Source organism: Streptomyces sp. SYP-A7185 (assembly GCF_046103685.1).
In the GTDB taxonomy this organism is placed as follows: domain Bacteria; phylum Actinomycetota; class Actinomycetes; order Streptomycetales; family Streptomycetaceae; genus Streptomyces.
Genome location: NZ_CP122310.1, coordinates 3,425,829 through 3,437,750 on the forward strand (window position 1 = coordinate 3,425,829; position 11,922 = coordinate 3,437,750).

Genomic DNA, 11,922 nt, shown 5'->3' on the forward strand with positions numbered 1-11,922 from the left:
GGGGAATCGCGCGAGCAGCCACGACCGACGCGCGAGAGCACGCCACTTCTTGACCCGGACCATTTTTTTACCGGGTCATGGCTTAATCGGTTGCGCGCGCCCGGGGGCGGTGTCGGAGGATGGGTCCGACTCCGCCAGAACCCGGCCATAGCCCTGCCCCGCCTCTCGAAGAGACCCCGTGCTCATACGACTCCTGCGGGCCCACCTGGGCCCGTACAAGAAGCCCATCGCGCTGCTGGTGCTGCTCCAGTTCCTCCAGACCTGCGCCTCGCTCTACCTGCCCACGCTCAACGCCGACATCATCGACGAGGGCGTCGTGAAGGGCGACACGGGCTACATCCTGTCGTTCGGCGGCCTCATGATCGCCGTCACGGTCGCCCAGGTGATCTGCAACGTGGGCGCCGTCTACTACGGCGCCCGCACCGCGTCCGCGCTCGGCCGTGACGTCCGCGCCGCCGTCTTCGACCGCGTGCAGTCCTTCTCCGCCAGGGAGCTCGGCCAGTTCGGCGCCCCGTCGCTGATCACCCGCACCACGAACGACGTCCAGCAGGTGCAGATGCTGGTCCTGATGACGTTCACGCTGATGGTGTCGGCGCCGATCATGTGCGTCGGCGGCATCGTCATGGCCCTCGGCCTCGACGTACCGCTCTCGGGCGTCCTGGTCGCCGTCGTGCCCGTCCTCGCGGTCTGCGTGAGCCTGATCGTGCGGCGGCTGCGCCCGCTCTTCCGCACCATGCAGGTGCGCCTGGACACCGTGAACCGCGTGCTGCGCGAGCAGATCACCGGCAACCGCGTCATCCGCGCCTTCGTCCGCGACGAGTACGAGCAAGGCCGCTTCCGGCGGGCCAACGCCGAGCTGACCGAGGTGTCGCTCGGCACCGGCAAGCTGCTCGCCCTGATGTTCCCGATCGTCATGACCGTCGTGAACATCTCCTCGATCGCCGTCGTCTGGTTCGGCGCGCACCGCATCGAGAGCGGCGGCATGCAGATCGGGGCGCTCACAGCGTTCCTCGCGTATCTGATGCAGATCGTGATGTCCGTGATGATGGCCACCTTCATGTTCATGATGGTGCCGCGCGCCGAGGTCTGCGCCGAGCGCATCGAGGAGGTCCTGGACACCGAGAGCAGCGTGGTGCCCCCGGCATCCCCCGTCACCGAGCTGCGGCGCCACGGCCACCTGGAGATCCGGGACGCGGGCTTCCGCTACCCCGGCGCCGAGGAGCCCGTCCTGAAGGGCGTCGGCCTGGTCGCACGGCCGGGCGAGACGACCGCCGTGATCGGATCGACCGGCAGCGGCAAGTCGACGCTGCTCAACCTCGTGCCGCGGCTCATCGACAGCACCGAGGGCGAGGTCCTGGTGGACGGCGTGCCCGTGCACACCATCGAGCCCGCCCTGCTCGCGCGGACGGTGGGCCTCGTGCCGCAGAAGCCGTACCTCTTCGCCGGCACGATCGCCACCAACCTCCGCTACGGAAACCCGGACGCGACCGACGAGGAGCTCTGGCACGCCCTGGAGGTCGCCCAGGCCAAGGGCTTCGTCGAGAGCCTGGAGGAGGGGCTGAACGCGCCCGTCTCGCAGGGCGGCACGAACGTCTCCGGCGGCCAGCGCCAGCGCCTGGCGATCGCCAGGACGCTCGTACAGCGCCCCGAGATCTATCTCTTCGACGACTCCTTCTCGGCCCTCGACTACGCCACCGACGCCGCCCTGCGGGCCGCGCTCGGCCGCGAGACCGCCGAGGCCACGGTCGTGATCGTCGCCCAGCGCGTGTCGACGATCCGGGACGCCGACCGCATCATCGTCCTGGACGAGGGCCGGGTCGTGGGGACGGGACGCCATCACGAGCTGATGGAGAGCAATGAGACCTACCGGGAGATCGTGCTCTCCCAGCTGACGGAAGCGGAGGCCGCGTGATGGCCGGTCCTGGCGGACGGATGATGGCCGGGGGCGGCCCCGACCAGCGCTCGATGGACTTCAAGGGATCCGGCAAGCGGCTCCTGGCGCAGTTCAGGCCCGAGCGCACCACGATGTACGGGATGCTCGCCGCCGGAGTGCTCAGCGTGGCGCTCACGGTGCTCGGCCCGAAGATCCTCGGCAAGGCGACCGACCTGCTCTTCGCGGGCATCGTCGGCCGTGACATGCCCGCGGGCATCACCAAGGACCAGGCCATCGAGGGCCTGCGCGACAAGGGCGACGGCGGCATGGCCGACATGCTCTCCGGGGTCGACTTCACGCCGGGCAAGGGCATCGACTTCGACGCCATGGGCGAGGTGCTGCTGCTCGCCCTCGGCGTGTTCCTGGTCGCGGGACTGCTGATGGCGGTGTCGACACGGCTGTCGAACCACGCCATCAACAAGACCGTCTACCGGATGCGCGGCGACGTCCAGACGAAGCTGTCGCGCCTCCCCCTGTCGTACTTCGACAAGCGGCAGCGCGGCGAGGTCCTGAGCCGGGCGACGAACGACCTCGACAACATCGGCCAGACCCTCCAGCAGACCATGGGTCAGCTGGTGAACTCAGCTCTCACCATCGTCGGCGTCCTGATCATGATGTTCTACGTCTCGCCGCTGCTCGCCCTGGTGGCGCTCGTCACCGTGCCGCTGTCGTTCTTCGTGGCGACGAAGGTGGGCAAGCGGTCCCAGCCGCAGTTCGTGCAGCAGTGGAAGACCACCGGCAAGCTCAACGCGCACATCGAGGAGATGTACACCGGGCACAACCTGGTGAAGGTCTTCGGGCGCCAGGAGGAGTCGGCCAAGGCCTTCGCCGAGCAGAACGACGCGTTGTACGAGGCCGGGTTCAAGGCCCAGTTCAACAGCGGGGCCATGCAGCCGCTGATGTTCTTCATGTCGAACATCAACTACGTCCTGGTGGCCGTCGTCGGTGGTCTGCGGGTCGCGTCCGGCGCCCTGTCGATCGGTGACGTGCAGGCCTTCATCCAGTACTCGCGGCAGTTCTCGATGCCGCTCACGCAGGTCGCCTCGATGGCGAACCTGGTGCAGTCCGGTGTCGCCTCCGCCGAGCGGATCTTCGAGCTGCTCGACGCGGAGGAGCAGGAGGCCGACCCGGTCCCGGGCGAGCGCCCCGACCAGCTGCGCGGCCGGGTCGAGATGGAGAAGGTGTCCTTCCGCTACGAGAAGGACAAGCCGCTCATCGAGAACCTCTCCCTGAAGGTCGAGCCGGGCCACACGGTGGCCATCGTCGGACCGACCGGCGCGGGCAAGACCACCCTGGTCAACCTGCTGATGCGGTTCTACGAGGTCACCGGCGGGCGCATCACGCTCGACGGGGTCGACATCGCGAAGATGTCACGCGACGAACTGCGGGCCGGCATCGGCATGGTGCTCCAGGACACCTGGCTGTTCGGCGGCACGATCGCGGAGAACATCGCGTACGGAGCCGCCAAGGACGTCACGCGCGAGGAGATCGAGGAGGCGGCGCGGGCCGCCCACGCCGACCGCTTCTGCCGCACGCTGCCCGACGGCTACGACACGGTCATCGACGACGAGGGCACGGGGGTGAGCGCGGGCGAGAAGCAGCTGATCACGATCGCGCGGGCGTTCCTGTCCGACCCGGTGATCCTGGTGCTCGACGAGGCGACCAGCTCGGTCGACACCCGCACGGAGGTGCTCATCCAGAAGGCGATGGCGCGGCTCGCGCACGGGCGGACCTCGTTCGTCATCGCGCACCGGCTGTCCACGATCCGCGACGCGGACACCATCTTGGTGATGGAGGACGGCGCGATCGTCGAGCAGGGCACGCACGACGCGCTGCTGGCCGCCGAGGGCGCCTACGCGCGGCTGTACGCGGCGCAGTTCGCCCAGGCCGTGGCCGAGGTCGACTAGCCGTATCAGTCGAGGTAGCCGCGCAGCTGGTCCGCGAAGGCGTGGTCCCGCAGCTTGTTGAGGGTCTTGGACTCGATCTGGCGGATGCGTTCGCGTGTCACGCCGAAGATCCTGCCGATCTCCTCCAGGGTGCGGGGCCTGCCGTCCGCGAGGCCGTAGCGCAGCTGGACCACCTTGCGTTCGCGCTCGCCGAGCGTGGAGAGCACCGCCTCCAGGTGCTCGCGCAGCAGCAGGAAGGCCGCCGACTCGACGGGGCTCGTGGCGTCGCCGTCCTCGATGAGGTCACCGAGCGCGACGTCGTCCTCCTCGCCCACCGGCGCGTGCAGCGAGACCGGTTCCTGTGCCAGGCGCAGGACCTCGCTGACCCGCTCGTGCGGCAGGTCCAGCTGGGCGGCGACCTCTTCGGGGGTCGGTTCGTACCCCCGCTCCTGGAGCATGCGGCGCTGGACGCGGACGACGCGGTTGATGAGCTCCACGACGTGCACCGGGACGCGGATGGTGCGGGCCTGGTCGGCGAGGGCCCGCGACATCGCCTGACGGATCCACCAGGTCGCGTACGTGGAGAATTTGTAGCCCCGGGCGTAGTCGAACTTCTCGACCGCCCTGATCAGGCCGAGGTTCCCCTCCTGGACGAGGTCGAGCATGGTCAGCCCGCGGCCGACGTACCGCTTGGCGACGGAGACGACCAGGCGGAGGTTGGCCTCGATCAGACGGCGCTTGGCCATGCGGCCTGCGACGACCAACTTGTCGAGGTCGAGCGCGAGTTGGGAGTCCAGGTCCGGGGCGAGGCGCAGCTTCTCCTCGGCGAAGAGACCGGCCTCGACGCCGCGGGCGAGCTCCACTTCCTCCGCCGCCGTGAGCAGGGGGATGCGGCCGATCTCGCGCAGATACTGGCGGAACAGGTCGGACGACGGGCCGCCGGTGTCGGCGCGGCCGCGGGGCACGGGCGGCGCGGGCAGCTCACCGGTGTCCGGTTCGAGTGCTTCCGGGGGCTCGGGGGCCGCTTCCGCTTCAGGGCTTTCGGGTCCCGCCTCCGGGTGCCGGGCGGCGCGGTTCTGCTGCGGTACGGTCGCGATGACGTCCGTATCCACCGCCGCCTCCGCTTCCACTTCCGCGGCGAGGGCGGTCTCGGTCTGGCTGAGGGTCTGGGTCTGCACGGGGGCGACCTCCATGATGATCGCTGCTGAGGCGTGCGGCAGCGGTACAGCGGGATCGGCTTCCGCGGCCTCGCCGCTGTCCGTCCCGAACACGATGTGTGGAATCGCGGGTTCACCGGAACCGCATCCGCTGTCTGCGGGCCGGCCGCGCTCCGAGGACTCAGGCACCGCAACCCAGTGTGGGGTACGACACACGGCCGCCACGAGGGGCGTGCGGTGACTTTTTGAGTCCGGTGCGTGACCGGTCGGTTACCCGACGGGTAACCGGCCGGGCGTCAGCCGACCCTCAGAGCGCGTCCGCCCCGCGCTCGCGCAGCGCTTGCGCGTACTGCTGGAGGACCCACAGTTCGTTCTGCACGGCCGTCAGCTGCGCGGGGTCGCCCTGCCCGCTCAGCCGGGTCAGGCTGCCCTGGACGTCGCGGATCCGGCGGTCGACGGCCCGCAGCCGGACCTGGACAAGCTGGATGCCCGCGTAGATCTCGTCCACCTGCTTGCGCAGGATCGCCTCGACGGCCAGCTCGGTGACCATGGCGCGGACCGTGTCGTCCGGTGCCGCGTCCAGGACGCGGGCGAGGTAGGTCTGCGGCTCGGGGATGCCCGCCTCGGCGCCGCCCGCCTCCTCGACGCACTGGCGCACCGCGGCGTACGGCGGGGCGGTGAACTCGTCGACGCCGTACGCGTCGAAGGCCGGGGAGACCAGCTCGGGGCGTTGCAGGGCCAGCTTGAGCAGCTCGCGCTCGGTGCGGTGGGCGGGGCTGCGCAGGGTGAGCGCGGGCCCGGAAGGGCCGGAGGGCGCAGCAGGGGCCGAGGGGCCGTACTGCTGGCTCTGGTGGCCGCGCTGGGGCTGCGGGGCCGGGCCCCTGCCGCCCCGGTCGCGGGCCCAACGTGCCAGCTGGGCCACGCGCTTGACCACGAACTGGGTGTCCAGGATGCCGAGCATGCCGGCGAGCTGGACGGCCACCTCGTGCTGCGCGCCGCTGTTCTTGATGCGGGCCACGACCGGCGCCGCCTCGTCCAGGGCGGCGGCGCGGCCCGCGGGGGTCTCCAGGTCGTACCGCGCGACGATCTGGCGCAGCGCGAACTCGAAGAGCGGCGTGCGGGGTTCGACCAGGTCGGCGACCGCGCCGTCCCCCTTGGCCAGGCGCAGCTCGCAGGGGTCCATGCCATCGGGCGCGATGGCGATGTACGTCTCGGCGGCGAACTTCTGGTCGTCCTCGAAGGCGCGCAGGGCGGCCTTCTGGCCCGCCGCGTCACCGTCGAAGGTGAAGATCACCCGCGCCGAGCCGTTGTCCATCAGGAGGCGGCGCAGGATCTTGATGTGGTCGCCGCCGAAGGCGGTGCCGCAGGTCGCGATGGCCGTGGTGACACCGGCCAGGTGGCAGGCCATGACGTCGGTGTACCCCTCGACGACGACCGCGCGGGAGGTCTTGGCGATCTCCTTCTTGGCCAGGTCGACGCCGTAGAGCACCTGGCCCTTCTTGTAGATCGGCGTCTCGGGGGTGTTGAGGTACTTCGGGCCGTTGTCGTCGTCGCGCAGCTTGCGCGCGCCGAAGCCGACGACCTCGCCGCTGATGTCGCGGATCGGCCACATCAGGCGGCCGCGGAAGCGGTCGATGGGACCGCGGCGGCCCTCCTGGGAGATGCCGGAGAGCGTGAGCTCCTTGTCGCTGAAGCCCTTGCCGCGCAGGAACCGGGTGAGGTGGTCCCAGCCCGCGGGGCTGTACCCGACGCCGAAGTGCGCGGCGGCGGCCTGGTCGAAGCCGCGCTCGGCCAGGAACTTGCGGCCGATCTCCGCTTCGGGGCTCTCCAACTGGTCGACGTAGAACTGCGCGGCGATCTTGTGGGCCTCGACGAGGCGGATGCGCTCGCCGCGCTGGCCGGAGGGGTTGTACCCACCCTCCTCGTACCGCAGGGTGATGCCCGCCTGGGCGGCGAGGCGCTCGACCGTCTCCGAGAAGGTGAGGTGGTCGATCTTCATCACGAAGGCGATCGTGTCGCCGCCTTCCTGGCAGCCGAAGCAGTGGAAGAGACCCTTGCTGGGGCTGACCTGGAAGGACGGTGACTTCTCGTCGTGGAAGGGGCACAAGCCCTTGAGGTTGCCGCCACCCGCGTTCCGCAGCTGGAGGTAGTCGGAGACCACGGCGTCGATCGGGACCGCGTCCCGAACCGCCTTCACGTCCTCGTCATTGATCCTGCCTGCCACGTAGGAATACTACGGCCCTGCTGTGACACTCCCGCCCGGGCCGTCACCCCAGAAGCGACTCCAGGGGGACGGACGGGTCGGAGAGGGACTCGGCCGGCGGCCGCGCGCCCGTGCGGATCAGCTTCTGGATGGTGTCCGTGACGTCCCACACATTGACGTTCATGCCGGCCAGGACGCGGCCCTCGCCGAGCCAGAAGGCGACGAACTCCCGCTTCCCCGCGTCGCCGCGCACCACGACCTGGTCGTACGTCCCGGGCGGGGCCCAGCCCGAGTACTCCAGGCCGACGTCGTACTGGTCCGAGAAGAAGTAGGGCACGCGGTCGAACGTCACGTCCTGGCCGAGCATCGCGCGGGCCGCGGCCGGGCCGCCGTTCAGGGCGTTCGCCCAGTGCTCCACGCGCAGCCGCGTGCCGAAGAGCGGGTGCTGTACGGCGGCCACGTCGCCGGCCGCGAAGATGTCCGGGTCCGAGGTCCGCAGAGAGGCGTCGACGACGACACCGCCGCCGTCCGCCCGGTCGGCGAGCTCCAGACCGGCGGCTTCGGCGAGCGCCGTGCGCGGGGCGGCGCCGATGGCGGCGAGCACGTCGTGCGCCGGGTGCTCCTCGCCGTCGTCCGTGCGGGCGGCCAGGACCAGGCCGTCCTCGCCCGCGATCTCGGTGAGGGTGGCGCCGAAGTGGAAGCGCACGCCGTGCTCGGCGTGCAGGTCGGTGAACATCTGGCCGACCTCGGGGCCGAGGACCGCGTGCAGCGGGGTGGCCCGGGGCTCGACGACGGTGACCTCCGCGCCGTACGTCCGCGCGGCCGCGGCGACCTCCAGGCCGATCCAGCCAGCTCCGGCGATCACCAGGTGGCCGTTGTCCCGGCCGAGACCGGTGAGGACCTGCCGCAGCCGGTCGGCGTGCGCCAGGCGCCGCAGGTGGTGCACGCCCACCAGGCCGGTGCCGGGGACGTCGAGCCGGCGCGGCTCCGCGCCCGTGGCCAGCAGCAGCTTGTCGTAGTGGATGACGGTGCTGTCCCCGAGGTGGACGGTCTTGGTCCCGCGGTCCACGGAGACGACGGTCTGGCCGAGGTGCAGCTCGACGTCCGACTGCGCGTACCAGGACGGTTCGTGGACGAACACGCTGTCGCGCTCCTCCTTGCCCAGGAGATACCCCTTGGACAGGGGTGGGCGCTCGTACGGGTGATCGCGTTCGTCGCCGATGAGGATCACCCGGCCGGTGAAGCCCTCGGACCGGAGTGTCTCGGCCGCTTTCGCGCCCGCGAGACCTCCTCCGACAATGACGAACGTCTGATCCGCGTCGACCACTTGATGCCTCCTCAAAGCCTTGCCGTCAGGGGGGAGCGTCCCGCACGCAGCGTGATGGGGGAAGGGGTTGCGGCCCGATCCGGCCAGTTTTCGTCACGCCCCGTGGTCGATCGGCTCATTCCGCATATGTCAGGGCCGTATCCCTCAGAGCCGGGTCTGCCTGGGCCGTCGTGCCGTGAGCCGTGCGTGCAGGGAGCGTGCGGCGGCGTCCGTGAGCGACGCGATCTGGTCGACGACCACGCGCAGGGCCGCGCGCTCGTCGGGCGCCGTGTCGTAGAGCGCGCGGAACTGCGGGTCGAGTCCCTCGGGGGCGCGGGCGGTGAGCGCCTCGGCCAGCTCGGCGACGACGATCCGCTGGTCGGCGCGGAGCCGCTCCTGGGCGGGGCGCTGCATCACGTACCGGTCGGCGACGGCCTTGAGGACCGCGCACTCGTGGCGGGCCTCGCGCGGGACGACGAGCTCGGCGCCGTACCGGGTGAGGGGGCCCTTGCCGTATCGCAGGCGGGTGGCGGTCTCGGCGGCGAGGCAGAAGTGGCCGATGAGCTGGCTGGTGGCGTCCTTCAGGCGGCCCTGGGCGATCGCCGAGCCGTCGTACCCGTGCGGCCACCACTCCTGGTCCAGGAGGCGGTCGAGGGCCTCGGAGAGCTCCTGGGGGTCGGTGTCCGCGGGGACGTACCGCCCGATGGCGACGGCGAAGATGTCCTGGCGCTCGGGCTCGGCGTGCAGGAGGTTCGGGTCGAGGTGTCCGGCGTGCAGGCCGTCCTCGATGTCGTGCACCGAGTACGCCACGTCGTCCGACCAGTCCATGACCTGGGCCTCGAAGCAGGTGCGGCGGCCGGGGGCCTCCTTGCGGACCCAGTCGAAGACCGGGCGGTCGTCCTCGTACACCCCGAACTTGGGGGATGCCGGGTCGGTGGGGTGGGCGCCGCGCGGCCAGGGGTACTTGGTGGCGGCGTCCAGGGCGGCGCGGGTGAGGTTGAGGCCCACGCTGACCATGTCGCCCGCGTCCTGGCTGCGGACGAAGCGCTTCGGCTCGATGCGGGTGAGCAGCCGCAGCGACTGGGCGTTGCCCTCGAAACCGCCGCAGCTCTCGGCGACTTCGTTCAGCGCCTGCTCGCCGTTGTGCCCGAAGGGCGGGTGGCCCATGTCGTGCGAGAGGCAGGCGGTCTCCACCAGGTCGGGGTCGCAGCCGAGGGCGGCGCCGAGCTCGCGGCCCACCTGGGCGCACTCCAGGGAGTGCGTCAGACGCGTACGGGCGCTGGCGTCCCACGCCTCGTTGCTGCGCGTGCCCGGGGTGACCACCTGCGTCTTGCCCGCGAGGCGGCGCAGCGCCGCGGAGTGCAGGACCCGCGCGCGGTCACGCTGGAAGGCGGTGCGCCCCGGCCGTTTGTCCGGCTCGGCGGCCCAGCGCTCGACGGCCGCCTCGTCGTAGGCCGCTTCGTGGGCCGGCCGGTCGTCGTACGTGTTCGGTGCAGTGCCTTCCATGCACCGACAGTAAACGCAAGCGGTGACAAAGAGGGCTTCAGGGCCCCTTGCACCGGTCAGGCGGAGGCGAGCTGACGGGGCGGAACCTGGGAGGCGGGTGAGGGGACGGTGGCTGCGGGGGTGGTCGCTGTTCCGGTCGCGTGGGCCTGGTCGTAGCGGTGCAGGAGGAGGCGGGCCATCGCCGGGTGGTCGCCGAGCGGGGCCGAGGCGATCCAGGGGGCGGCGTCGGCGCACTGCGTGGCGAAGCGGCCCGGTGCCGTGAAGTACGAGGCCACGGCGGTGCGGTGGCGGCCACGGGCGGCGAGGGCACGCAGGGCCGCGGGCACGCCGAGCGGCGAGGTGGCGGTCGGCGTGGCGTACGCGGGAATCACCGGTACGCCGAGCCGCTGGGCCAGGAGGTCGGCGGTGCGCCGGGTGTCCGTGGCGGAGTCCGGGTCGCGGGAGCCCGCGGCGGCCAGGACCACCCCGCCGGTGCGCCGCCCCGCCCGGGCGGAATCGGCGGGCCAGCCCGCTTCGACGAGCCGGTCGTGCAGCGCGTCGACGAGCAGGGCGTGCGGGCCGAGCGGGGCGGCGACGCGCGTGTCGAGGTGCGGCGCGCGGGCGGCGGCGTCGGGGATGTCGTGCTTGACGTGGTAGCCGCGGCTCAGGAGCAGCGGCACCAGGACGGCGGAGCCGTCGGTGGCGGCGAGGGTGCCGTCCAGCGGCGGATCGTTCAGCTCGATGTGGCCGAGGCGCACGGTCAGCCCGGGCCGCAGCGCACGGACCCGGTCGAGGAGCGCCGTGACGGTGGCGAGGGCGCGGGGGTCGCGGCTGCCGTGGGCGACCACGACGAGGGCGGGCGCCGGCGCGGGGCGGCGGCTGCCGTCGAGCGTGACGAGGCTGAGCTGGCTGACGAGCTGGCTGTTGATCCGGTTCATGAGGTGCGCCGTACTGTCGAGAGGGGTGCTGCCGGACTCATCGCGAAGAGGGTTCGACGGCGTCATGGACCGAGGATGGCGGCGTGCTATTTCGGTCGCGTTGCGCGGCGGTGACGGGCCCTTTCGGGCCGTCTCACCGCGGGTGCGCGGGCATTGTCAGAGCCGGTTGTCGGTGGGGTCGCTTACCGTTGTGGACAGTGATCGGATCGGGGGGATCCGGCGGCGGGGCACGGGGGATCGGCATGAGACGGCCGGAGTGGATGCGGCGGCCGGGGGCGAGGAAGCCCTCGGGCGTCCGGGCCTTGGCCCGTGGAATCGCGGCCCGGCTGCGCCGTCCGCGGCTGCCGCGGACCAGGCGGGGGCAGCGGCGGGCCGTGCAGGGAATCATGGCCGTGTGCGTGGTGGCGCTGCTGCCCGCGACATGGCTCTTCGTGACCGCTGAGGGGCGGCTGCACACGACGGCGGACGTGCCGCGCACGCGGGTCGCGGTCGTCTTCGGCGCCGGGCTGTGGAAGGGCGAGCCCTCGCCGTATCTCGCGCACCGGCTCGACGCGGCGGCGGAGTTGTACGAGGCGGGGCGGATCGAGGTCGTCCTCGTCACGGGTGACAACAGCCGCGAGGACTACGACGAGCCGGACGCCATGCGCGCGTATCTCACCGAGCGCGGCGTGCCGGGGCGGCGGATCGTCAGTGACTACGCGGGCTTCGACACCTGGGACTCCTGCGTGCGCGCCAAGAAGGTGTTCGGCGTCGACCGGGCGGTCCTGATCAGCCAGGGCTTCCACATACGCAGGGCCGTCGCGCTCTGCCGCGCGGCAGGCGTCACGTCGTACGGCGTCGGGGTCGACGCCAAGCACGACGCGACCTGGTACTACGGCGGCACGCGGGAGCTGTTCGCGGCGGGCAAGGCGGCGCTCGACGCGACGCTGCGGCCGGACCCGCACTTCCTGGGGCCCCGGGAGCCCGGCGTGGACCGGGCGCTGGCCGCGGCCCGCTGACGGACCCGGCCCCCCG

Annotated in this window: 8 protein-coding genes; 3 read left to right on the forward strand and 5 right to left on the reverse strand. The window is 71.6% G+C overall.

Annotated features, from left to right (window positions below):
* Positions 1–178: 178 nt before the first annotated feature.
* Both QBL25_RS15110 and QBL25_RS15115 read left to right on the forward strand, forming a co-directional pair.
* Positions 179–1,912, forward strand: a complete 1,734-nt coding sequence (locus QBL25_RS15110; RefSeq protein WP_409057553.1) for an ABC transporter ATP-binding protein — start codon at positions 179–181, stop codon at positions 1,910–1,912.
* A complete protein-coding gene (locus QBL25_RS15115; RefSeq protein WP_409057554.1) occupies positions 1,912–3,840 on the forward strand; it encodes an ABC transporter ATP-binding protein in 1,929 nt (642 codons plus the stop codon). Before QBL25_RS15110 ends, QBL25_RS15115 begins: the two co-directional genes overlap by 1 nt.
* 5 nt (positions 3,841–3,845) lie before the next feature.
* On the opposite strand, the gene QBL25_RS15120 is transcribed toward QBL25_RS15115, so the two are convergent.
* From QBL25_RS15120 to QBL25_RS15140, 5 genes are all read right to left on the reverse strand, one after another.
* Positions 3,846–5,165 (reverse strand): RNA polymerase sigma factor, encoded by a 1,320-nt coding sequence (locus QBL25_RS15120; protein ID WP_409057555.1) that lies wholly within the window; start codon positions 5,163–5,165, stop codon positions 3,846–3,848.
* Positions 5,166–5,283: 118 nt separating this feature from the next.
* The gene (dnaG, locus tag QBL25_RS15125; RefSeq protein ID WP_409057556.1) at positions 5,284–7,200 is read right to left on the reverse strand and encodes a DNA primase; all 1,917 of its coding nucleotides are present in this window, start codon (positions 7,198–7,200) and stop codon (positions 5,284–5,286) included.
* Positions 7,201–7,243: 43 nt separating this feature from the next.
* Complete coding sequence (locus tag QBL25_RS15130) at positions 7,244–8,506, reverse strand: NAD(P)/FAD-dependent oxidoreductase (RefSeq protein ID WP_409057557.1); 1,263 nt, start codon at positions 8,504–8,506, stop codon at positions 7,244–7,246.
* Between the two features lie 144 nt (positions 8,507–8,650).
* The gene (locus QBL25_RS15135; RefSeq protein ID WP_409057558.1) at positions 8,651–9,991 is read right to left on the reverse strand and encodes a deoxyguanosinetriphosphate triphosphohydrolase; all 1,341 of its coding nucleotides are present in this window, start codon (positions 9,989–9,991) and stop codon (positions 8,651–8,653) included.
* A 56-nt stretch (positions 9,992–10,047) separates the two neighbouring features.
* Complete coding sequence (locus QBL25_RS15140; protein ID WP_409057559.1) at positions 10,048–10,974, reverse strand: sirohydrochlorin chelatase; 927 nt, start codon at positions 10,972–10,974, stop codon at positions 10,048–10,050.
* A 176-nt stretch (positions 10,975–11,150) separates the two neighbouring features.
* Between QBL25_RS15140 and QBL25_RS15145 the strand changes: the two genes are divergently transcribed.
* Positions 11,151–11,906 (forward strand): vancomycin high temperature exclusion protein, encoded by a 756-nt coding sequence (locus tag QBL25_RS15145; protein ID WP_409057560.1) that lies wholly within the window; start codon positions 11,151–11,153, stop codon positions 11,904–11,906.
* The last annotated feature ends 16 nt before the right edge of the window (positions 11,907–11,922 follow it).